17 protein-coding genes, 2 tRNA genes and 1 other RNA gene are annotated in these 22,942 nt (G+C 40.0%); 4 read left to right on the plus strand and 16 right to left on the minus strand.

Annotation, left to right across the window (positions count from 1 at the left end; translation table 11 throughout):
* From JKG61_RS10845 to JKG61_RS10870, 6 genes are all read right to left on the minus strand, one after another.
* On the minus strand, window positions 1-1,845 hold the full coding sequence (locus JKG61_RS10845; RefSeq protein ID WP_202103000.1) for a RagB/SusD family nutrient uptake outer membrane protein: 1,845 nt from the start codon (window positions 1,843-1,845) through the stop codon (window positions 1-3).
* A 23-nt stretch (window positions 1,846-1,868) separates the two neighbouring features.
* The gene (locus tag JKG61_RS10850) at window positions 1,869-5,150 is read right to left on the minus strand and encodes a SusC/RagA family TonB-linked outer membrane protein (RefSeq protein ID WP_202103001.1); all 3,282 of its coding nucleotides are present in this window, start codon (window positions 5,148-5,150) and stop codon (window positions 1,869-1,871) included.
* 224 nt (window positions 5,151-5,374) lie between these two features.
* Window positions 5,375-6,529, minus strand: a complete 1,155-nt coding sequence (locus tag JKG61_RS10855) for a FecR family protein (protein WP_202103002.1) — start codon at window positions 6,527-6,529, stop codon at window positions 5,375-5,377.
* Window positions 6,530-6,613: 84 nt separating this feature from the next.
* Window positions 6,614-7,213 carry an RNA polymerase sigma factor gene (locus tag JKG61_RS10860; protein WP_202103003.1) on the minus strand — a complete coding sequence of 200 codons (600 nt, stop codon included), beginning with the start codon at window positions 7,211-7,213 and terminating at the stop codon, window positions 6,614-6,616.
* A 142-nt stretch (window positions 7,214-7,355) separates the two neighbouring features.
* On the minus strand, window positions 7,356-8,090 hold the full coding sequence (locus tag JKG61_RS10865; protein WP_202103004.1) for a nitroreductase family protein: 735 nt from the start codon (window positions 8,088-8,090) through the stop codon (window positions 7,356-7,358).
* A 128-nt stretch (window positions 8,091-8,218) separates the two neighbouring features.
* The gene (locus JKG61_RS10870) at window positions 8,219-9,160 is read right to left on the minus strand and encodes a hypothetical protein (protein WP_202103005.1); all 942 of its coding nucleotides are present in this window, start codon (window positions 9,158-9,160) and stop codon (window positions 8,219-8,221) included.
* A 136-nt stretch (window positions 9,161-9,296) separates the two neighbouring features.
* Here JKG61_RS10870 and ssrA point away from each other — a divergent pair.
* Window positions 9,297-9,664, plus strand: a transfer-messenger RNA (tmRNA) gene (ssrA, locus tag JKG61_RS10875).
* A 77-nt stretch (window positions 9,665-9,741) separates the two neighbouring features.
* The gene (locus tag JKG61_RS10880) at window positions 9,742-10,308 is read left to right on the plus strand and encodes a dihydrofolate reductase family protein (RefSeq protein WP_202103006.1); all 567 of its coding nucleotides are present in this window, start codon (window positions 9,742-9,744) and stop codon (window positions 10,306-10,308) included.
* Window positions 10,309-10,355: 47 nt separating this feature from the next.
* On the opposite strand, the gene JKG61_RS10885 is transcribed toward JKG61_RS10880, so the two are convergent.
* The 3 genes from JKG61_RS10885 to JKG61_RS10895 form a co-directional block, all read right to left on the minus strand.
* A complete protein-coding gene (locus JKG61_RS10885; protein ID WP_202103007.1) occupies window positions 10,356-12,854 on the minus strand; it encodes a cation-translocating P-type ATPase in 2,499 nt (832 codons plus the stop codon).
* 137 nt (window positions 12,855-12,991) lie between these two features.
* Window positions 12,992-14,440, minus strand: a complete 1,449-nt coding sequence (locus JKG61_RS10890; protein WP_237249450.1) for an FAD-dependent oxidoreductase — start codon at window positions 14,438-14,440, stop codon at window positions 12,992-12,994.
* 170 nt (window positions 14,441-14,610) lie between these two features.
* Complete coding sequence (locus JKG61_RS10895) at window positions 14,611-15,729, minus strand: NAD(P)-binding domain-containing protein (RefSeq protein ID WP_202103008.1); 1,119 nt, start codon at window positions 15,727-15,729, stop codon at window positions 14,611-14,613.
* Window positions 15,730-15,868: 139 nt separating this feature from the next.
* On the opposite strand from JKG61_RS10895, the gene JKG61_RS10900 reads away from it, so the two are divergent.
* Window positions 15,869-16,906 carry a hypothetical protein gene (locus JKG61_RS10900; protein ID WP_202103009.1) on the plus strand — a complete coding sequence of 346 codons (1,038 nt, stop codon included), beginning with the start codon at window positions 15,869-15,871 and terminating at the stop codon, window positions 16,904-16,906.
* 97 nt (window positions 16,907-17,003) lie between these two features.
* On the opposite strand, the gene JKG61_RS10905 is transcribed toward JKG61_RS10900, so the two are convergent.
* The 3 genes from JKG61_RS10905 to JKG61_RS10915 form a co-directional block, all read right to left on the minus strand.
* Window positions 17,004-17,091, minus strand: a tRNA-Ser gene (locus JKG61_RS10905).
* Between the two features lie 172 nt (window positions 17,092-17,263).
* On the minus strand, window positions 17,264-17,455 hold the full coding sequence (gene rpsU / locus JKG61_RS10910; protein WP_202103010.1) for a 30S ribosomal protein S21: 192 nt from the start codon (window positions 17,453-17,455) through the stop codon (window positions 17,264-17,266).
* An 82-nt stretch (window positions 17,456-17,537) separates the two neighbouring features.
* Window positions 17,538-18,170, minus strand: a complete 633-nt coding sequence (locus JKG61_RS10915; RefSeq protein ID WP_202103011.1) for an HAD family hydrolase — start codon at window positions 18,168-18,170, stop codon at window positions 17,538-17,540.
* 86 nt (window positions 18,171-18,256) lie between these two features.
* On the opposite strand from JKG61_RS10915, the gene JKG61_RS10920 reads away from it, so the two are divergent.
* A tRNA-Ile gene (locus tag JKG61_RS10920) sits at window positions 18,257-18,330 on the plus strand.
* A 147-nt stretch (window positions 18,331-18,477) separates the two neighbouring features.
* Here JKG61_RS10920 and JKG61_RS10925 read toward each other — a convergent pair.
* The 4 genes from JKG61_RS10925 to JKG61_RS10940 all read right to left on the minus strand — a co-directional run bounded on the left by JKG61_RS10925 (window position 18,478) and on the right by JKG61_RS10940 (window position 22,935).
* Window positions 18,478-19,365: a tetratricopeptide repeat protein gene (locus JKG61_RS10925; RefSeq protein ID WP_202103012.1), complete on the minus strand. Its 888-nt coding sequence runs from the start codon at window positions 19,363-19,365 to the stop codon at window positions 18,478-18,480.
* A 267-nt stretch (window positions 19,366-19,632) separates the two neighbouring features.
* A complete protein-coding gene (locus JKG61_RS10930) occupies window positions 19,633-20,709 on the minus strand; it encodes a dihydrodipicolinate synthase family protein (protein ID WP_202103013.1) in 1,077 nt (358 codons plus the stop codon).
* Window positions 20,709-21,731 carry an NAD-dependent epimerase/dehydratase family protein gene (locus tag JKG61_RS10935; protein ID WP_202103014.1) on the minus strand — a complete coding sequence of 341 codons (1,023 nt, stop codon included), beginning with the start codon at window positions 21,729-21,731 and terminating at the stop codon, window positions 20,709-20,711. The genes JKG61_RS10930 and JKG61_RS10935 overlap by 1 nt, the downstream gene beginning before the upstream one ends.
* Window position 21,732: 1 nt before the next feature.
* Entirely contained in the window at window positions 21,733-22,935 is a 1,203-nt protein-coding gene (locus JKG61_RS10940) for an Nramp family divalent metal transporter (RefSeq protein ID WP_202103015.1), read from the minus strand.
* Window positions 22,936-22,942: the final 7 nt, after the last annotated feature.

Below are 22,942 nucleotides of genomic sequence, written 5' to 3' on the forward strand. Positions count from 1 at the left end.
TTACCAACCATAATTCTGCGTAATATTCACTCTATCCAATTCAGCTTGATGTATCGGCAATAGGTACTTCTTGTTTTGCCAAATTCGAATTCCCGGATAGCCACCTTCAGTCTTAACAATTGTTCTTTTCCAGAATGGACCATCAGCCGTATGGTTGGTGTGATAAATATTCATCCCGTACACAGCGCCATTATCCGCTTGATCTGAAATCATCCATGTACGTGTATCAAAATATCTCAAATTTTCAAAACATAATTCTAATTGACGTTCACGACGGATATATTCCCTTTGCAGTTCTTTATTTCCAACAACATCAGGATAGACATCTTCGATAAGAGGAACGCCGGCTCGTTTTCTAATCTGATTCCAATAGGTCAGAATATCTGAGTTTGTCGGATCATACTCATTTAACGCTTCGATATAATTGAGAAGTACCTCTCCGTAGCGAAACAGTGGATAAGATAGTGTTCCCCATTCTCCATTCACACTATTTTTTGTTGGATCAATAAACTTGATAGCTAAATACCCTGTAGGTGGATAGTTGTTGCTGGTCAATGGCCCCGCATTACCACCCGCGTAAAACTGAATATCTGCTTTTGAAAACGTTCCTCCGACCCAAGTCTGCCCACTCCAAAACACATTGGCATAAAACCTAGGCTCCCTATTCTGGTACATTTTAAATGTATTTACCGTTTTGTTAAATAATGGGTTAGTAAAATTGGAAAACCCCGTTTCGCTGTAATCAGATTGTGGGTCAATTATTGGTGTAGCGCCATCATCTAGGTAGCCTTTTATGGGGTATTTACCATTATCCATCGCAAAAGCATCTATCAGTTTTTGAGTTGGCCCCACACCTCCGTAACTAGTTCCCCCTATATTGGCAGGAGTCGCTGTGACACGAGACTCATATCCACCTGTCTCTCTGCTAAAGATCAACTCTGAATTGTTTCTCAACAAATACACATTACGAATATTAACCAAAGCGGTTTTCGTGGGGTCGTCCACCAAACTGTATTGTTGAAGCTCTATGATTTTTTTAGAGGCTTCCGCAGCTACTTCCCATTTTTTTGCATCCGATGTGGTACTAAAAAGTGATACTCCATTTTTATTATTCATTCCGCTATAGAGCGGGTTTCCATTAAATAACGGTCTTGCAGAATACAATAACAATCGCGCTTTTACTGCCATTGCAGCCCCTCTTGTTGCTCTGCCCCACCATTGTGTACTCAATTGCGCAACTGGTAAATCCGTTGCAGCTGCATCCAACTCACTCGTCACCCAGTTTATACATTCATCCCATGGGCTACGATCTCTATCTGCTAATGTACTACCCGTAAAATCGACAATCTCATCTTCCAACAAGATAACTGGCCCATAATAACGCATCAACATAAAGTAGTAATATGCTCTTAAAAATCGTGCTTCGGCATGCCATATCTTTTTCTCCTCCTCTGACAATTCAGATGAAGGCACTTCTTTGATATGCTGCATAAAGTAGGTGGCTTCTCGAATTCCCTTATACATATCATCATAGGTATACGTCCGATACGGCGCAGTCCCATAGGCCGGCGAAAGCATATTGCGGTTATATGTCCCAAAAAAACGTCCTGAATAAGCAATCGAAACCTCATCTGCGCTACCGGACATCAAGTGTGTCTGCCCAGAAATATCAGATTCATTTGGAATCCAGGAATATACATTGATCAGATATTTTAACGTGGTTTCATATTTAAGGAAAATATTTTCCGCGGTCATCGGATCATCAGGCTGACGATCCAGGTAGGAGTCGCAACTTGAAAAAGATAGCAACAAGGTACTTATAATCAGTAATTTTATTTTCTTCATCTGTACAAAATTTGTAACATCAATTAAAAACCCATAGATAAACCTACATTAAAAACCTTATTCATCGGATACGTAGCAGCTCCAGTCTGCAAATCTGGATCCCAAAGTTTAAACTTGCTAAATGTAAGTACGTTAACCCCCGAGAAATATACTCTGATACCGTTAGATTGTATTTTCTTACTGATTTTGGATGGTAAGGTATAACCTAACTCTACATTTTTTATCCTGAGGTAGGACCCGTCGACCTGCCAAAATGTAGAAGGCACATCATTATTTGCATTGGGCGCTGTGGTGAGGCGTGGATATATAGCTTCTCTATTTTCTGGGGTCCAATAATTTCCATACAAATCAGCAAAAGCATTGGATTCGTTTCTCTTTGTGTTTACAAAGGCTTGTGTCATATTGGAGCGCATCGAGAACTGGACGTTTGCATTTCCTTGGCAAAAAACCGATAGATCAAAGCTTTTCCAAGCTACTGACGCACCAAAACCGTAAACCGTTTCGGGAATATCCGTATAACCGATAGCTTTTTGGTCAAAACTATTAATGACACCATCGCCATTTAGATCTAAATATTTGATATCACCGGGCTGAGCTCCACCAATAGATGACTGGTCTACCCAAGAGTCAACATCTGCCTGATCTTTAAATAAACCTACCGCTACATAACCAAAAGGCTGGTATCGAGCTTGTCCCGTTCTATTCTGATACAGATAAGCCCAATCTGGTTGATCCATATTTAAGATCACATTGCGCGCATGGGTAAAATTACCTCGAGCTGTAATGTCTACTTCACCCACTTTTTGATGATATTCTACAGAAGCGTCCATTCCTTTATTTCGCATCTTCCCAATATTTACCCATGGCTTATTGGTCACACCTACGTACATAGGAATTGCACTCCGCTCTAAAAATATACCATCACGCAATTCTCTAAAATAATCGGCCTGGATTTTTAATTTTCGAAAAAGAGACAATTCAATACCTACATCCATTTTATGTGCTGTCTCCCATCCAACATTCTCATTTGCCCAATCGCCCAATCGAATAGAAGAATAGGTCGTGGCCGATTCACCAAAACGGTAATCTTTACCAGCTTCAACAGTTGCTAAATATATAAAGCGTCTTTTTCCGCCTATCTGATCATTTCCTACCAAACCGTAAGAGCCTCTAAACTTTAATAGATCGATGGTATTTGTTAAAGGTTGAAAAAACTTCTCATTAGATGCGATCCATCCCAGTGCCACCGAGGGGAATAATCCGAAACGATTTCCTCTGGAAAAGTTTTCGGATCCATTATAGCCAAAATTTCCTTCAATAAAATATCGCTGATCAAAGTCGTAGGTCAACCGTCCCGCTATCCCTTGATTACGGTATGGCAATGCATCAATTGAGGCTTCTACGCCAATTTCATTGCGTTGGGATTGTTGGAAAAGAGCCAAAGCAGATACACTGTGAACACCAAATGTACGGGCGTAATTGATAGAACCTTCAAGATAAACCATTCGTCTCCCAGATTTGCCTTCGGAATAACTTAATGATTCTTGTCCTTTAACTAATTGATTGTATACAATTTCACCGTCTGGATTGCGATTTGCGCTCCACTGTTCCGGCGCTTTTGTTCTGTTCAACCGGCTATAATTTAAAGCATCAAAAGAAAACTTTACATTAGCTTTGAGTCCCTTAGTAATATATTCGCTAAAATCCTGCGTAATTCCGAATAGCGACTGTGCATTATTCCATAGTTTTTCAATATATCCGGTTTGCGTCAATAAAGCATAAGGGTTGTTTCCTTGCTGTGTACCCGGTCCTGGTAAATATCCATTCTCATATACCATCGGAAACGCATTCGACGGTGTTTGAAGAGCATACTGCCAAATAGTTCCACCACCTGTGCCTGGTTCATTTTTCTTTTCAAAAGAAGTTGCCAGATTGATATTTACGGTGGTATATTTAGCAATATCTACATCAAGATTTGACCGAAACCTAAATTGCCTATAGTTGATTGCTGTATTATAGGCCTTCATATTATCGGAGACAAAAAGACCGTTTTCTCCATAATACCCTCCAGAAACGTAATATCTAACTGATTTAGTACCTCCCGAAACGTTAGCATTTATCCGTGAGTTGACGGAGCTCTTTTTGTACAATTCATTCACCCAATCTACATTAGGATACAACTCTTTATCGGAGCCAGATTTATACTTATCCATTATTTCAGGTGTATAATAATCAAAGCCAGCAGCATCGTTATACATCTCTGCGTACTGAACAGCATTTAGCATTTTTGGTACACGTGTTGGTGATACCATACCTTGCTCTGCCCTTACTGATATTTTTGGATCTCCAGCTTCCCCCGATCGCGTAGTTACGATCACAACGCCGTTTGCCCCACGAACCCCATAAATAGCCGTAGCAGCAGCATCTTTTAATATAGAAAACTCCTTTATGTCTTCTGGATCCACCAAATCTATAGATCGTTCTATACCATCTACTAAGACTAGAGGGGTGCCGCTACCGCTGAAGGTACTAATACCACGAATCCAGAATGTCGAACCTGTCCCTGGTTCACCCGACCGCTGGACGGCTACTACACCAGCCAGTTGTCCCGCCAATTGAGAGGATATTTTGGCTACTGGTGATTTTAGATTCCGTGGCGATAATGTCGATATAGCCCCAATCACACTACTCTTCTTTTGCGTTCCATAACCTACCACTACCACCTCATCTAGTCCTGATTCCGACATTTGGAGTATAGCATCAAATACCTTTTGTTTTTCAATTTCTATTTCATACGTTTTGTAGCCGACCATCTGAAAGACTAACACACCTGTAAAAAAAGAGCCATTCAAGACAAACCTACCGTCCGAATCTGTAGTAGTACCTTTATTTGAATTTCCTTTAACCAAGACCGTAACGCCAGCTAAAGGTTCGTCTTTATCATTAGTAACCCTGCCACTAATACTCTGTTGTTGACTAGCTTGCTCGCCTATTGGTAAATGTTTGCGTTTAACCCCTCCTACTACGGAGATTAGTTTGCCGCTCACTTCATAGCTAAAAGGTTGATCCCTAAATAAATAGACAATAGCCTTATCGAAATCTACTTTATCCAATGTTAAAGTCACAGGGTTTGCTATCGATAAAAAACGATTACTAATTGAAAAAGAGTAACCGGTCTGGCGCTGAAAAGCGAGTGCGACATCCTGAAAAGAGGCCTTTGAGACATGAAGACTAACTTTTTGTGCCTTCACATTACCTAAACTACAAGTACAGAATACAAGTAGATATAAAGTCAATAGTTTCATAATTATTAGGCAATTGATAAAGCCTGATCTGCGAAAAAAGCGTAACTTCTCCTCAGACGAGCACATACCATTGCTATTAATGGTTATAATCATTATTTTTGATACTGTTGGTTATTAATATTGTTAGAGAATCTTTACTAATTGTCCAACTGTGGCCGTCTGTATGTTACTAGCATAGGACGGCTTTTGGCTTGTTGGAAAAATTAGCAGTTTTTATAAGTCCTTTATCTGACGAACACCTCCTTCCCTTTTATTTCAAAATCAACCTCATAGGTGTTCTTCAATGCAGTCAAGACCGAAGAAAGCATTTCTGTTCTATTTATACTATTTAGTCCTTTTTCTGTATTATTAAAGCCTTTCGGAAAAAAGAATTTAACGTCATACCACCGTTCCAACTCCGTACAAGTCTCCTTCAAGCTTGCATTTCGGTTAAATATTATTCCATCTTTCCAAGCTACATAATCATAGGTGTCAACTTTAGTAACAGTCATCTTTAATCCTATTAATTTGCCTTGGTCTCCGGGAGATAATAAATAAGAATTGCCATCTTTACTATTTGTTAGCGCTACTTTTCCATGCACTAACGTGGTTATGCTTCTGTCTCCGTCTGATTGGACATTGAATGCTGTCCCCAGAACCTCTATGCGCTGATTATTGGAATGTACTAAGAATGGCTTACTAGCATCTGGATTTATTTCGAGATAGATTTCTCCTGTTACTTCGACAGCTCTTTCGTTTCCTGAAAAAGTAGTTGGATATTTTATCGAAGATTGGGCATTCAACCACACTTTGGAACCATCTGGAAGCGTCACGGCATAGGTACAGCCTATAGGTGTGCTGACTGTCGCGTAGTCTACCTCATAAGTGTCCAACTCCTCCCCATTTACGTACTTAAACGTTCCATTTTCAGTAATCAATCCTTCTTTATCTGAATCTAGAGTCAACTGCTTACCGTTTGAAAAAGTAATATATGCATTTTTATCCCGAGGTGAAACATCATTCCCAAACATAGAGACTAAATCGTAAACCTCTGTTTTGTTTGATTTTACACTTTGTAAATATAATGAAATGCCAAGGACAATAAATAAGATGGATACTAGCGCTAAAACTGGTTTCAAAAATCGCCTGATGGGTTTTGATGCTCCTCCTCGTATATTTTCCATCACGCTAGTATGGACATGATGTACGATTATATTAGCTTCCTTTGCATTTACGGAATCAGGAATAACTTGGGCAAATTGATTGCTTATCAACTTTTCTAGTTGATCCTGATTTTCCAAATTGAAAAATTGAAGTAGTTTATCCAATTCTTCTGTTGAACAGCTGCTATTTAGGTATTTATGAAATAGCAACTTTATTTCTGGGGATTGCTCGCTCAATTTTATAAGTTTATATATAGAGCTAATACCCTTAACAGGGAAAAAGTAATGACAAAAAAATAAATATATTTTTTTGTATTAAAATCAACTAAAATATTGATCCAAAAATACGATAAGGAATGGTATGTACTGGCTATTGGTTAGCACTTCCTTTTTAAGGAATTGATTCGCACGGTTAATGTGAGTATTTATAGTACTGTGGGATATTCCCAATTTCGTACTTATTTCAGCATACGAATATCCATCCACCTTGAATAATGTAAATACTTCGCGTTGCTTTGCCGGCATACGATTCAATAGAGTATTAAGTAGCACCTGACTCTCTTTACTATATATATATGATTCAATTGGATAATGCCCTTCTTCGGTAACGGTACACAGATAGGCTCGGTACCGTTTATCACTAGCTGCTTTCCGAAACAGCTTATATGTTTTGTTTGTGGCTATTTTATACAAATATGACTTAAATGACTGTTCAAGATCGATGTTGTCTCTGTACTCCCACACGGCCATAAATGTATCTTGCAGCACTTCCTGAACCAGTTCGGAAGATTTTAAAAGGTAAAGCAAATGCGAGGTAATAGATTGGGCATAGATAAAATAAAGTTTTTCGAAAGCCGACTCATCACCGTCTCGCATCAACACCAAAAGTTCCCTTTCTTTTTTAACATCAAGCGCATTCAAAACATTCGTAATTTATAAACCTAAAATTAAGTTATTGCAGTTTCAATATGAAAAGATAGTTAATTTTTAATTCACCTTCTCATGTGAAAGTAAGGGAAAAATTGCTAACAGATAACATATATTGACTTTTTTTATCAACGTATCAGGAAAACCGCTCTTTATACACCTGATCGAAAGGAACTCTATATCGTTCGCCCCAAATGCCTTCATTACCTTTTCTAATCCCACAAGATATAACCATATTGACCTCCGCTCCTCTAGAGAGCTGTAGTGCCTTTCTTAGCATGCGGCTGTCGAACCCCTCTAACGGACAGGTGTCGTAACCTTCGTTGGCCATAGCTATCATAAAGGTCTGTGCGGCCAGTGCACAGGATTTGTGTACAACAACCCGTACATCGCTTTCGGATACCTGTCGAGTTATGGAGCGGAATACACCTATGGTCTTGGTTATTAGTTGACGGAACAATCCCAATAGTCCAAAAAAACGCGCGTACAATAGTGGCATTATCTTGCCATAGTAGAGCTGTCTGTCTTTGATCCGCTTAGCCTGACGATGCTCCGGGCTATTCCTCTGGATATTGCCGGTTTCAAAGTCTAATACACACTGAGCGCGTTTGCGATGTAGGTCTTGTCGGGTTACGAAAACAACGATTTGATCGGCAGTAGAGGTCGCTGTCTGATCAAGACAAGAACGGGAGATCTCTTTCATCAAAGTCGGATCGGTGATGTGATAGAACTCCCAGAGCTGCATGTTGGAGCTATTGGGAGCCAATGTAGCCAACTCCAGACAATGTCGGACTTTGAGGACATCAAGTGGTTTGTTTTTGTCATATACGCGTACAGAGCGGCGAAAATGCAATATCTCGTCTAAATTCATGTATATTTTTATAGGAAGCAGTATATAATATAGAATTAATATAAGAAATGCAAAATTGCCGCTGGGCAGAGACCAAGCGGCGTTTGTATCTTGTAAAAGTATATCTTATATTTCAAGTCCAGCAGGGACTATTTTTTCTTGGACTTTTTCTTTTGGTCTTTTATGACCTTTTCATAAAAGTTTTTAATTACTGATTTTAATTTGCTCAAAGCTTCTTTCTTCTTCTTATCTTTTTTATTCTCAGACTTTTTAGAAACTTTCTTTGCTTTGACCTTAGCATCAGTTTTCTTGCTCTTCTTCAGATCTTTTGTGGACTTACCATCTTTTGATTTCGATTTTTCAGCTTCCTTTTTCTTGTTGGTTTTTGCTATCTCTGCTTTGGAATCTTTTTTCTTCATATCACTTTTATCTTTAGTCTCTTTCTTCTCCTTATCGTTCTTTTTCTCCTTTTTGACGATATTTTTTTCTGTCTTCTCTTTTTTGCTAGAAACTAATATATCATTAGGAACTTGTGCCGGAGTTGATTTTGGCATTTCAGCATCTGCAGACTTTGTACCGTTTTTCTTCGTTACCGCTGGTTTGCTTATCACAGCTTTTGCTGGTGTAGCCGTTTTAGGCGACGCTGGTGCTGCTTTTGTAGCGGCAGGCTTACTCGCGCTCGTCGCTTTTGCAGGTGCAGCCGCTTTAGGCGACGCTGGTGCTGCTTTTGTGGCAGCAGGCTTACTCGCGCTTATCGCTTTTGCAGGTGCAGCCGCTTTAGGCGACGCTGGTGCTGCTTTTGTGGCAGCAGGCTTACTCGCACTTGGCGCTTTTGCAGGTGTAGCGGCTTTAGGCGACACTGGTACTGCTTTTGTGGCAGCAGGCTTACTCGCACTTGGCGCTTTTGCAGGTGTAGCGGCTTTAGGCGACGCTGGTGCTTTTGCAGGTGTTTTTTTAGCTATACCACCAGTTGATGTAGTTTTTTTAGAAGCAGCAGTTGCCGCTTTCGGTGTTGTTGGAGCTTTCGCAGGCTCCTTCTTTGTTTCCTGTTTGTTGTCGGCAACAGTTTCCGCTTGGCTTTCTACTGACATATGTGTCTAAATTTTAATTGACTAATTAATAAATTGAATAACACAATATAACGAAAAATGTTTTCAATCAAAAAGATTTACAGCTTTTACCGCGGTACATTCGGATAATATATGTAAATTTGCAGGACATAACTATGGGGTCGACCGGAATTGACAGGGTAGCGATGGTTATGTAAGCATGCAGTGCATTGTGAGTCTAGCACTTTAATCTGAACTTTCACACTTTTAACTGGCGAAGAAAACTACGCCTTAGCTGCCTAAGTTAGACTTAGCATAGCTATTTGTCCCGTTAAGTCATGTTCTTCGGCTTAACATTAGGGGCATCGAACTATAGAACTGGCCGTTGTGATTTTGCTAAGCAATGGTGAGAAACAGCAGATAAGGAGAAAGGTATAGGTAAGCGACTCACCTTCCCTCTCCCGACAAATAAAGAGAAGCTAAGCATGTAGAAAGCGTAAATCATACTACGTTTGGACGAGGGTTCGAATCCCTCCGGCTCCACGAAGCGAATAGCCCAACTTATCAGTTGGGCTATTCCTTTTTACTATTATTGAAAAATTTATTTAATAGAAATCACAACAATGAGAAAATTATCTATCTACATCGCTGCTAGTCTGGATGGTTATATCGCAAAACCCAATGATGACCTGAGTTTTCTGCAAATGGTAGAAAAGGAGGGTGAAGATTATGGCTACGCTGATTTTACAGCAACCATAGACACCTTGATCATCGGTAGAAAAACCTATGACTATGTCGTTAGAGAGTTAGGTGCTTCGCATTACGATAACGGTGAAAGAAATGTATACGTAATCACAAAGACGCCTAGGTCGAATACAGGTCGTACAACTTTTTATTCGGGGAGCCTTGTTGAGCTCTTGCAAACCTTGCGATCCCAACCCGGAAAGAATATATATTGTGACGGTGGTGCTGATATAATCGATGCTTTCTTAAAAGAAGAGCTAATCGATGAACTGATTTTATCGATCATACCTGTACTACTGGGGGGAGGCACTAGGTTATTTAAAGATGGTAGACAGGAGTTGCTTTTGGAACTCGTTAATGCTAAAACCTTTGATACAGGGTTGGTACAATTACATTATCGAAAGAAGCTACATAACGATCCGTCCTCAGTTGTTCGGATACCTTAAGCAATAGTATATGGTTCTGTATCGCAGCGGATCCAATCAACAACCAGTTACTTTTTTCTCTTTACAAACTTATACACTTCAAACCATAAAACAGATACCGCTCCTATTCCTAAAGCCAGTGCTAATTCGGACATCGTCAAATCTGTCACTGCGAAAAAATCGGAGAAAGGTTTAAAAAACAAAATAGAAAACAACATGGCTAAGGTGATTATAATTACCCCTGTTAACAAATTATTCCTGTATTTCATCGTTTGGAATATACTGTAGTAGAAGGATCTGTTGACAAGACTCAACAGAATATTAGCAAAAATAAGTGTTGTAAAAACCATAGCCCGGGTCTTCTCTTCTGTCCCCCCATGCTGTACAGTAATCTGGTAAGCCAAAAGTATGCCTATTGTAATCACAATCCCCTGTACGATACTAATTCCTACCTCCTTCCAATTCAGGAACGTATCGGTCATGAGTCGCGGAGGGACTTTCATGGTATTCTTTTCCATAGGCTCATTTTCATAAACGATAGAACAGGTAGGCCCCATCACCAATTCTAGAAATATAACATGTACGGGTGTGAAAATCTGTGGAAATACCCATCCTAAAAACAGTGGTAACGACACGGTCAATATAATAGGTATATGAATTGATATGATGTATTGAATGGCCTTCTTTATATTACTGTATATTCTCCTTCCCGCAGCTATGCCGGTGATCAGCTTCGCCAGATCGTCATTTGTCAACACTAATGATGCAGCAGCTTTAGCAATCTCTGTTCCTTTATCGCCCATCGCTACGCCAATATGAGCAGCCTTGAGTGCCGGTCCATCATTTACACCATCGCCCAGCATAGCGACTACCTCTCCTTTTCTTTTTAAGGCATTGACCACAGCTAGTTTTGCTTCTGGAAACATTCGGGTAAACAATACATTATTTTCTGCTACCTGTTCCATATCCTGATCGGAGTAATCCATAATCTCTTTACCTCCGATCACCTTCTCCGTATGTCGGATCCCTGCCTGACTGGCGATGCTCCGCGTGGTATCCGCGTTGTCTCCCGTGATAACCTTCACCTGTATCCCCGCATCATAGATCTGTTGGAACACTTCGCTGATACCTGCTTTGGGTGGATCATAAAAAACTACTAGTCCCAAGAACTCAAATTCAAAGTCTTGCTGTTTAACTGGGAAATTGTAACCATCGAAGGTAGATTTGGCAACCCCGAGAATACGGTATCCTTGCTTGCCTAGTTCTGCTATTAGAGTACGGACCTTGTCTTTCCCAGCATCGGTAAGCCTCGATACTTGAAGAATGGCCTCCGGAGCACCCTTTGCAGCAATAATCCGTTCTTGATTTTTATTTTCAAAGAGATGCGTCATCATTGGAGGTTTGCCTTCCAAAGGATACTCGTGAAAAAGATTATAAGTCTTTCTGAGGTCCTGTTTTTGTGTATTTTGGTACACTTGGTGTAAGGTTTTTTCCATCGGATCGAACGGAATAGGTTCGCTGCTCCACATCGCATAACTCACGAGCCCATCTATTGATGGACTGTTAAATGAACTGCTGTCATAAGTACGATCAGTCTGGTAGTCATAGAGATATTTGAGCTGCATGCTATTTTCCGTTATCGTACCAGTCTTGTCTGTACATATCACCGTAGTACTCCCCAACGTTTCTACAATAGAACTACGCTTGATAATAATCCCTCGCTGCATCAACTTCCATGAACCTAATGCCATGAAGGTTGTAAACGCTACAGGGATCTCTTCTGGAAGTATCGACATGGCTAATGTTAGGCCATTCAACAAACTGTCTAAGAGGTTTCTGCTCTGATAATAGTTGACAGCACATACCATCACAAATATGGCAATACCAGCTATAGCCATGGTCTTTACAAACTTTGTAATCTGCAGTTGCAATGGAGACGCTTCTTCTTGTATGTTAGCAATGGATGATCCTATCTTGCCCATTCGGGTTTCTTTCCCAATTTTATCAACTTTGAAAACGGCGAGACCGGAAACTGTAACAGTGCAACTATAGACATGATTATCGTCACTGTCCACATTTTTAAATATGGACATACTCTCTCCTGTAAGTGAGGATTCATTCACTGAAAAGTCGTTACTATGGACAATCTTTCCATCGGCATTGATCATCTGACCTTCCTCCGTAACGCATAAATCTCCAACAGCGACCTCGTGTGTAGGAATCTGTATCACTTTCCCGTGTCGAATGACAGTACTGAGTGGCTCATTTAATTTTTCGAGTGCTTCCAGCGCTTTCTTGCTTCTATTGTCCTGATAAAAGGAAATTGCAGAAACCAGAACAATAGCAACCAACATAAAAGTCGCTTCGCCATAATCACCTACAATCAAATAGATTATGGAAATAGCAAACAATAGTATCAACATCGGCTCTTTTAGGATGTCTAACAGCATTTCGAACCAACTGCTCTTATGTAGTCCATCCATTTGATTATAGCCAGAAAGTTCTTGTGAAAGCTTCACTTCCTGCTCTGTAAGCCCTTTAAGATGCTCAGGTATATTATAGCCCATGACTTGTCGATATATTGTTTTTCAGGTATTAGATACCAGCTAAATCTACACAAAATAACGTTCATATTTATCTTCATCCCACCCAAGTCAAAAAACCCTCAAAACTAACGGAGAGAAAGAAATAGCAGCGTTATTATTTATCCTAGGCGACACTTGCCTCTTGGTTGATTGCTTTCGTCTAAAACAATATCGGAGTGCAAGAACTGTGCAGCATCAGCAGACCCTTGGACTTTGGACGCGCTACGTATCAGCATCTCTTTTTCGAAATCTTTTAACACAGTGTCTCGTAGGCCCATTTTTTTCCAATCGACAAACGGACATTCCTGCGCTATAATCCGAGCTAAGGATAGCGCATCTAACAGCGCTTGGTTAGCTCCTTGCCCCTTAAATGGACTCATAGGATGAGCTGCGTCTCCCAATACTGTCATATTTCCAACGGAAGTAAAATCGGACGGAGTTAATTGTCGGCGGTCATACACAGGGTATCCGGATACTTTAGCTACAGGAGTGGCAGCCATAAGCTCTGGGATAGGACTATGCCAATATGTACGTCGGCAAGCTTCTTCTTTTAGGGCATGAGATCCTAACCTGCTAAGTTGCTGAGCCTCGGATTCGGAGATCGGAAAACTAAATTGCCACATGACGGAATCTGCCGTATAAGGCATTACATAAAGCCGCTCCTTACCATTAGCAGTCTGAAATACTGTCTCGGAATCTAACAAAGGACTCTCAAGCTTTTCAAGCTCTACTAAAGGGCAGATGCCCAGTATAACCATACAATCCAAATAACGTAAAGGACTGCTCCCCTCTCCTATAGATAATCGACGTACTGTACTACGGATTCCATCTGCTCCGACCAATAAATCGGCCGACGCTCTTCTAATTGTTCCATTCACAGAAAATGACATTTCTAAACGTTGATCTTCGGTTTCGTGAATATCAATCAACTGGTACCCCCACCGTATAACGTTGTCCTCTCCAAGCTGTTCTAAGATGCTGCTTCGTAAAGACTGTCGTGCTATATGTATGTTGGACCGCCTGACGGAAGTTCCTTCCGCTCTAGGAGCAGGTATCCCCCCTCCCCATTGACCTAATACCCGTCCATCTGTGGCATGTACCAGATGACGTATAGATACAACACCGCTATTACCCAAGAAAACACCTAAACCTTTCATTGCTTTACTCGCTTGTTGCAATGTAAGCCCATAACCCTGGGACCGTGCTTCAAAGTCATTGTCGCGTTCGTAAAGTGTAAACGGAATGCTTCTATGGTAGCAGGCGACAGCTAAAGCCATGCCCCCTATACCTCCACCAATGATGGCTACATGTGGATAATGCTCTGTATCTGCAATCGGAGGGTGATCTGTCTGTTGTAGACCTGAACCATCGCAACTCATACAGATAGATAGATGCCCGCGAGGACGCTCAGGAGCAACACCGCTCCGATCAGAATTTTCGAAGCGCTCTAGTTCATATTGGTAGCGTAGTTTTACTTTCTTAGTTAACTTACGCCGTTTTTTTCCACGTCCGCGACAGTCTTTACAAGCAGTCCAATACGTCTTGATCGGTGTTATTTGTTCTTTCAATTCTTTTCAATTCTGTCAGGATAAACAAGTCTCTGAACCGCTACCCTATGCGGACGTACAAATTTAAAGCAATCTCTCCAAAAAAGCACGCTTTCTTCCTTAAAAAAGGAGTCATTTTGTAACTTATCCTTGAAAACATGTAGGCTTTTCTTTACTCAAGTTAAGAAGTGTTACAATCCCAGATAATCCATAAGTTCGCGCGCAGCGGCTCTACCCGCACGATTGGCTCCGATAGTAGAGGCTGAGGGTCCGTAACCTGTGAGATGAATCCGATGATCATTAGCAACCTGAGTCGCGAGCTGACCTGACATTGTTATGCCCCCCTCTTCGTTCATTAGTTGAAGTGGGATTAAATGATCTAGCGAATGCCGAAAGCCTGTATTCCAAAAAACAATATCTGCATCCAGCGTGGTTCCGTCTTCCCAGCGCACCCCCGTCTCGGTAAATTCTTTAAACATAGGCTTTCGTTCTAATACTCCTCGATCGAGCATCCATTGAATAGCAGGAGTAATGGGGAGCCCTGTAACCGATACTACCGAATTGGGAGGTAACCCCTCACGTACGCGTTGGTCTACCATAGCTACAGCTTCCCGCCCGAGCTCGGGACTGAATTCATAGTTTCTAAAATCAGGAGGCCTGCGGGTTACCCATGTCGTCTTAGCAACCTTTGAAATTTCGCCAAGCAATTGGACGGCTGAAATTCCTCCACCTACTATGATAACTCGCTTCCCAGCAAACTCTTCTGCAGTCTTGTAATTCCCTGTGTGCAATTGTAAGCCTTTAAATAGCTCCCAACCGGGGTATTTCGGACAATAAGGTGTCTTCCATGTTCCTGTTGCGTTAATTATACCTCTGGCATTAAACTGCGTCCCATTGGTATGTACTAAAAAACGCCCGTTGCGCTCGGTGACGCGATTAACTTTTATAGGGCGTATTATTGGTAGATTAAACGCTCGCTCGTACTGCTCGTAGTACTTAGGTAACGCAACATTGGCCTGTAACGCTTTGTCTGCTAGATCCACCGTGTCAGAGAAGCTCATTCCCGGTAAATCATTTATTCCATTTACATTCTGTAAAGTCAATGAGTCCCAACGATGCTGCCAGGCGCCACCAGCCCCAAACTCATCATCTAAGACGACAAAACCATTACCTGATACTAAGCCTGCCTTTTTAAGATAATAGGCTGCTGATAAGCCGGCCTGGCCTGCCCCTATCACCACAATATCTACTTTGTAAAATACAGCTATGTTAGATTCCAAAACCTTTGTTTGATTTGAGTTCTTGTCCATATCTCTTGTTCCTAATTCAACCTTATGCGCAGGTCAGATACTATTTCAAAATACGAATTATAAAGTTTATCAACGAATTGTAAATGTATTAATATAGAACAAGGAATGGTTTTTACTTTTGAGGTATTAAATAATAAAAATGAAAATAAAAGCCCTTGCGTGTACCTTTTTTGTAATCTTGATTAGCAATCTTACCTATAGCCTCTCCTCCTTCCTTCCTATCAAAGTCGTTAGTAAAATAACAGCGGATAGCTCAATGGTGGTTCGGTACCACTTTAAAGAACGTCTGACGTATCATATCTATAGTAATGGCGACACTTCTATTATTTTATATAACCCAGATGGTAGTGCGCCGGTAATGACATCACAGTACAGAGAGGGATTCGGCAAAGATTATCTTTCTTTTTTAAGCATGGAATATAAACATGGTAAAACCATGTTCGAAGTGGAGGGTCGAATGATGAATGGTGGCTATCTTTCTTTTAATAGCTACAAGGAAAAAGATACATCGTTGGATAATCAACCTGATTACTATAAGGTTTCGGAGACCCTATGGGAAGTAGGTGTTTACAATGATTGTAAAATGTACTATCATGAAGAGGAAAACAACACCCAGACACGGGTTTTTGTCTACAACCGGGAAGATGGTGTGGATTATAATCCTGCCTGTAAAGCTTTGCTAAAAACGCATGGTCTTCGCGCATTGCCCCTGGAACCTGGTTGGCTCGTCGTCACAGCTGACTTTTTTATCGATCAGGACACACAATATGAACTCATAGGTCAGTTGATAAATGATACGACGGACTTTAAACAAACTATTGTTATCAACAAACGAGAGCTGGAATTGCTCTTTGACAGCTCTCCTGAAGAGTACAGAGAATTTATCGGCACCACACCGCACCCAAACTACTGTGAAGTCATAGGTTGGTCTCAGATTCTGGATGAAAAAACTTCTGATTATGTTGTGGAATTTTTAGGTGATATGTGTACTTATTTCAATCTCTATGGCCGTTATGGTCTAAAGGAATTTCAAGCTTACTTTTTAAGAGCGGCACTGTATCGGAAAGAGCATTATATAAAACACCAGATGTTGAGCAGAAAACAGGCTGATCTATTTTACAAAGAATTATTAGAACATGAGTCTTCCAATCTGAAGGAAAATCTGATTGATTTTTAAAAACCGATATCATTCCTAAACCTTCTACGAATCGAATCCCGTGGATCTTCATCCCGCTAGAACGAAAAAAAACTCCATCTTTCGATGAAGTTTTTTGCGGAGAGAGTGGGATTCGAACCCACGGTACAGTCATCCCGTACACAGACTTTCCAGGTCTGCTCTTTCAACCACTCAGACATCTCTCCCTAAGCGAGCACGAAGATACAATTTTAAGTCAGTTTTAGAAAAGAAAAATGATTTATTTGGTTAGTTTTATTGTAACAAGGTCAATGATAGAAAATTAACTTTGCTTTATACAAATAGAGCAACAAAAAAACCCAACTAAATATAGTTGGGCTCTTTATGCTGTAACAAGCGTTACGCGTTGTCCTGCTGTAATCCTTGTTTGTAAATCGCTTTTTTAACTTGGATACGACGTGATACAGATTTTTTCTCGAATGCTTGACGAGCACGAAGCTCACGTACTACACCCGTCTTCTCAAATTTCTTTTTGAAGCGTTTCAATGCTCTATCTAAAGATTCTCCCTCTTTAACATTAATAATAATCATAGTTCCTGTATACCTCCTTCCGTTGCAAAAATTCTTGTGGCTGCAAATGTAAATATTATATTTTAAATATGAAATATTTTTTTTACAGTAAATTCCAATCTTTAATAATTTTCTCTAACGGGTTTTCTTTACTGCATAGAGCTGTATTTATACCTAATAAAGAGGCTGTTTCCAAGTGCTGCGGACTATCGTCAACAAACAAAGTTTTTGAAGGATCTAATCTATTTTCGCCCAATACTACACTAAAGATCTCAGCTTCCGGCTTCCGCATGCCCATGAAGTGGGAATAGTATGTCTTCTCGAAAAAGATAGTATTGTCAGTAACTCCATATTTATCTTTGATATGTTGCATACAATAAGTATAATGAATCGCATTGTTATTACTCAAAAGGAACGTTCTAAATTTAGTCTGTAACTCAAGTAACAGCTCATGCTTTCCTGCAGGGACTCCAACCAACAAAGCATTCCATGCGTTATCAATTTCTGAATCTGTTAACCCAGTATTATTGGTTAATGTTCGAATTCCATCTCGAAATTCATCGGGAGTTATATTTCCTTTATCAAAATCATCAAATAATGTAATTTGACCATGATGAGCGAATATTTCTCTTGCATTGGAGATACCCAATTGAGTAAAAGCATCTTGTGACTTAATGAAGTCGATCATAAAGATTACATTGCCGTAATCCAAAATAATATTTTCAATTTTTTGCATAGAAAATTTTGTTTTCTCGTTACAAATATCGATAATTGCATCACCAAAAGGGAACAATGTTACACTTTTGGTAAATAAAAAAAGCTGCGCCTATAGCTCAGTCGGTTAGAGTAGAAGACTCATAATCTTTTGGTCCCTGGTTCGAGCCCAGGTGGGCGCACAGAAAAAACCCAATCTCCTGATTGGGTTTTTTTATTTTCATTTGCATCGGTCAATTCTTTGGGAAAAGCCTTCCCTCTTTTTATTAATAAATTCTTATTTTTCTGGCTTATTGTTTTTTACTACCCCTTAATCTGTATGTATCGATCTATTTCCCGTCCTGAAATTCGATCCCACTCCCGTCAAATACCTGCTTAATTGCATTCTTGTAATTTGTAATGACATAGGGATTGTCCGGTGCTAACTCATAAGCTTTCTTAAAATAATAGATACTAGTATTGTGATCTCCCAAATCAACGGGTAAATGAGTCCGGGCTGCACCAGCATTGAGATACCCTAAGTAGCCATGAGGGTAAAGTGTTATGGCTTGTTCAAAATATACTATAGCTTTTCCATACAACTTTTGATTGTAAAATGATAGGCCCACGTTATTAAGGGCTGCTTCGCGATAGCTTTCATCAACTGTTGCTAAGAAAGAAAATATGGCATTAGCTTGTTTATACTTCTCTTGCCTAAAAAGTGCCTTCGCTCTTTGAAAGAGCTCTTCAAACTCATCACCAGTTATTCTTTTCTTGTCATACAGTTCTAAAAGCTCCATTGCTTCCCGTGTAGTCTCACTATCGAAGAAATCGAAAGCCTGATACTTCATAAAATCTGGATCTAATCTACTACCGTCTTTGAGACAACTCAACCGTTTATAAAACATCTGAAGAAGAAAGCTGTAATGATAGGACACGCCTGTCTTAACGGTTCCGTCTCCCATAATCTGATAGCATGGTGAGGGATATTCTTCTGTTTTTTTCGTAACAGGATAGTAGATAGGCATAGAGTCTATCAGCACATATTTGCTATATAGTCCTGTGTATTTACTAGATTTGTTGGTGGCGTAATTTTGGAAATCCTGATAGTAATTAAAATACACATTGTGTAGGGTATTTTGGTTATTGTCTCGAGAAGTGAAGCCTTGAGCCTTAGTAGATGTTTCGAGAAACATATTCGATATTACAATTAAGATTATAAATCCGTTTTTTTTCATTTTTGATCTATATAAATTCTACTATTAATAATTAAGATAAACGGGTGTATGTCCTGATCTTAAAATTAATCGAATTAACAAATTTTAATTTAAAAAAAGGCTTTCTTTAAGATAAGTTTGTGATGCTTTATAATTCGTAGTCTTTGTCGCAGGAATAGCAAAGGAAAGCAGTTATCGTAGAATAAAAGAAGGCCTCTGTACCGACAATTTTCATCGTTGGTTCAGGAGGCCCACATCAGATTATTCTTAGTCCCGGAGTAGCTCTTATTATACGGTATCTTTTACCTGATGTTCTTTAAGGAACTCAGCAACAAATAAGTCGTCATTTAACGATGGATAATCAAGTTGTATACGTGTCAATTCTTCACTCTGCCCACTGGAAAGTATCTCGTCAGGATTCAAGCACCAGATACCTTTCATAAGCCCCTGTCGACGCAAAACCTCATGTATACCGGGAATACAGCCGTGAAAATCATTTGCTACATCAAATAAGGCAGCGTTGGCATCCGTGGTCTGATTATTTAAGACTTGTAGATGTTGCCATTTGTCGGCTGTTGGATTATTTTTAAAATCCTTAACCCGTTCGAGCAATTCTACCGCCTTACTGGTCCAAACTGCCCAATGTCCTAAGAGCCCTCCTTTGAATTGAACGCTCTGTTGTTGACCGTTTACATTGAATTTGTAGATAGATAAGAGATCGGCAACGATATTGTCATCATTACCTGTATATAGAGCGATCTCCTCCCTACGATGGGAATTAGCGATTGCCCTTACCACATCTAATGTCTGGTATCGGTTAAACGATGCACATTTGATCGCGATAACGTTCTCAATATTTACAAATTTTCTCCAGAAATCGTAGGAAAATATCCGGCCACCTACGGATGGCTGGAGGTAAAAACCAAAAACAGGTATGATCTGGGCTATAGCTTCAGTTCTATTTAATATTTCCTCCTCAGTTAGATCTTGCAACCCTCCCATGCTTAGCAATCCCATATCATAATGATATTTAACTGCTAGTTTAGCTTCAGCTACTGCTTGTTCCGTGTGTCCTACTATCCCGGCAATTTTTATAAAAGGCCTACTAATGTTATATTCATCTATCACCTCTGCAGTAATTCTGAAGACATCTTCTAGAAGATTGTACTCGGGAAGACGTATTTCGAATTGTGTAGAGTGTACACCAACAGCAATGCCGCCAGCCCCACTTTGTATATAATACTGGGTCAGCAATCGCTGATTCTGCTCATCTAACTGTCTCTGTTGATTTAAACAGAGTGGGTGTGCGGGCAATACAGTGCCTGCAAATAACAATTCCTTTTTATCTTGATCTAATTGTTTCATTAAAATTTGCCTTTTCTCTCTTGAAAATGTGTGTCTTTACCAAATTCACTTCCGCCGTTCAATATCCATTGAACAGTAATATCTATGATCTCTAAAATCCCGACTTTGGGAAAACCAAACAACCTATGACAGTGCGACGCGTTATTCAACAAAGCGGTGGCTTCCGGCTCATTCACAAAATGTGCTTGCTTTCCTAAACCTTGTGCAAGTTTTTCGGCTAACCACTTGATCGACAAAATCTCAGGTCCTGTTACGTTCAGCACTTTGGCTGGAGTCTCGGTATACAAAAAGCTACGTATCGCGATCTCATTGGCATCATGTTGCCAGATTACATTCACGTTGTTGCTGGTCAAGTCGATTGGCTGATTATTGTATACTTGCTTAGCTATCTCTCTGACTACTCCATATCTGAAATCGACGGCGTAATTGAGACGATAAAGAAGTGTAGGTGTATTATTTAATTTGCTGAAGTATGTAAAAATACGTTCTCTACCGAGTGTGCTCTGAGCGTATTCTCCGATAGGCTCTGGGCTGACTTCTTCGTCTACGCCAGCCGAAGTCACCGGTACAAAAGGTAAAACGTTGCCCGAGGAAAGCGCAACAATCCTAGATTTCTTGAATTTATCGGCAACCCTTCCTGGTAAATAAGTATTCATGGCCCAAGTGAAATCTTCTTTACCGACGGCACCAAACTTGAATCCGGCCAGATAAATTACATTCTCTACTTCGGGTAGCTGCTGTAGCGCTTCATCATCCAGTAGATCGCAAGCAATTGTTTCTACGCCTATGCTTTCTAAATATTCTCTGCCCATTTTATCTGAAAAACGAGACACGCCATATACTTTTCGTTGTATTCCGAGTTCATTTAACCCATCGATAAGCAACTTAGCCATACTCGGTCCCATTTTCCCGCCAATTCCAAGAAAAATAAAGTCACCATCAATATTTTTCAAATCTGCAAGAAATTCTGCAGAAGGCTTGGTGTATTTTTTTTCTAACTCCTTTAAAATCTGATTTTCCATATTATTTTAAAAACATATCGTAAACATTACTAATCATTAAAATCAATATCACAATTAGCCCAAGAGCCCCCCCGACTTTGTAGAACATATTGTTGACCTGCTCTCCCATAATCTTCTTGTTGTTGGCAATAACATAGATAGAGATACCAATAAATGGCACTAAAAATATGGTAATACTTTGCGCTATAATAATAAGCTCTAAGGGGAGTTTCCCAAATAAAACGGCTACAACAGAACCTAATATCATCACGACTGAAATCAAAAACTTGACCTTTATACTACTTAAGCTACTGCCAAAACCTAAAGCATCCCCCAAAAGAGCTCCGCCAACGGTTGCATTGCCGATTAATGAAGAAAAAGCAGCTCCAAATAAACCTACAAAGAATAACGAACTGGCATATTTTCCAAAAAGCGGTTCTAATGCCTTTCCCATTTCTGCTGCGCTGCCTACGTGTATGCCCTTAGGATATAAAACAGCTGCCGCACAGATCATTACGGACATACTCATAAATCCTAGTATACCGACCCCAACAAAACCTCCCCTTTCGGCTTTTTTGATATTGACTCCTTCTACTGTCATTTTCTTTCTTTCTTGAATCAAATAGCTCTGATAGAATGCACCTACCAATGAGAAGCAAGAAGCTGTAAAAGCAATTATTAATCCCAGAGAGCCTTCCGGTATAGCAGGTACGAACCCTTTCGCAAACTCTCCAAAATCGATATCAGCCAAGAAGAGTGTGGCAATAAAACAGGCAAGCATAAGGAGGACGAGTGTGATCATCAGTTTTTCCATAACCTTGTAAAAGGATGGAAAGAACAGTAGACATATTCCTAAAAGCGTAAATATAACTACCCATATATACGGGGCTGTCCCAGTAGCTTCACCAATAGCTATACCCACGCCAATACTATTCCCCGCCTGAAAAGATGTGGCTACTAGGAATACGCCGATACCAATAAAGATACCAATGGGTTTACTAAAATAGTTCTTGATTAGTGTCAATAGGCTTTTCTCTTGTGAAGCGCCAATACGAGATCCCATTGCGGTGTATATTCCCATAAAAAACAGAGCAATAAAAACAATCCATAGGAGTGAATACGAATAATCGGCCCCCATTTTAGATGTTATAGTCATTTTGCTCGGACCAAATACCAATGCTGCCGTTATGATCCCCGGGCCTAGTATGTTTAATATCTTTTTCATATAATTC

It is taken from the genome of Sphingobacterium faecale, assembly GCF_016746095.1.
Classification (GTDB): Bacteria; Bacteroidota; Bacteroidia; order Sphingobacteriales; family Sphingobacteriaceae; genus Sphingobacterium; species Sphingobacterium faecale.

Coding starts and splice junctions, on each gene's coding strand:
- JKG61_RS10915 (WP_202103011.1), bottom strand. CDS start 18,170: ATGCAAAAAATTGAAAATATTATTTTGGATTACGGCAATGTAATCTTT.
- JKG61_RS10900 (WP_202103009.1), top strand. CDS start 15,869: ATGAAAATAAAAGCCCTTGCGTGTACCTTTTTTGTAATCTTGATTAGC.
- JKG61_RS10930 (WP_202103013.1), bottom strand. CDS start 20,709: ATGAAACAATTAGATCAAGATAAAAAGGAATTGTTATTTGCAGGCACT.
- JKG61_RS10850 (WP_202103001.1), bottom strand. CDS start 5,150: ATGAAACTATTGACTTTATATCTACTTGTATTCTGTACTTGTAGTTTA.
- JKG61_RS10885 (WP_202103007.1), bottom strand. CDS start 12,854: ATGGGCTATAATATACCTGAGCATCTTAAAGGGCTTACAGAGCAGGAA.
- rpsU (WP_202103010.1), bottom strand. CDS start 17,455: ATGATTATTATTAATGTTAAAGAGGGAGAATCTTTAGATAGAGCATTG.
- JKG61_RS10935 (WP_202103014.1), bottom strand. CDS start 21,731: ATGGAAAATCAGATTTTAAAGGAGTTAGAAAAAAAATACACCAAGCCT.
- JKG61_RS10925 (WP_202103012.1), bottom strand. CDS start 19,365: ATGAAAAAAAACGGATTTATAATCTTAATTGTAATATCGAATATGTTT.
- JKG61_RS10895 (WP_202103008.1), bottom strand. CDS start 15,729: ATGGACAAGAACTCAAATCAAACAAAGGTTTTGGAATCTAACATAGCT.
- JKG61_RS10865 (WP_202103004.1), bottom strand. CDS start 8,090: ATGAATTTAGACGAGATATTGCATTTTCGCCGCTCTGTACGCGTATAT.
- JKG61_RS10845 (WP_202103000.1), bottom strand. CDS start 1,845: ATGAAGAAAATAAAATTACTGATTATAAGTACCTTGTTGCTATCTTTT.
- JKG61_RS10870 (WP_202103005.1), bottom strand. CDS start 9,160: ATGTCAGTAGAAAGCCAAGCGGAAACTGTTGCCGACAACAAACAGGAA.
- JKG61_RS10940 (WP_202103015.1), bottom strand. CDS start 22,935: ATGAAAAAGATATTAAACATACTAGGCCCGGGGATCATAACGGCAGCA.
- JKG61_RS10880 (WP_202103006.1), top strand. CDS start 9,742: ATGAGAAAATTATCTATCTACATCGCTGCTAGTCTGGATGGTTATATC.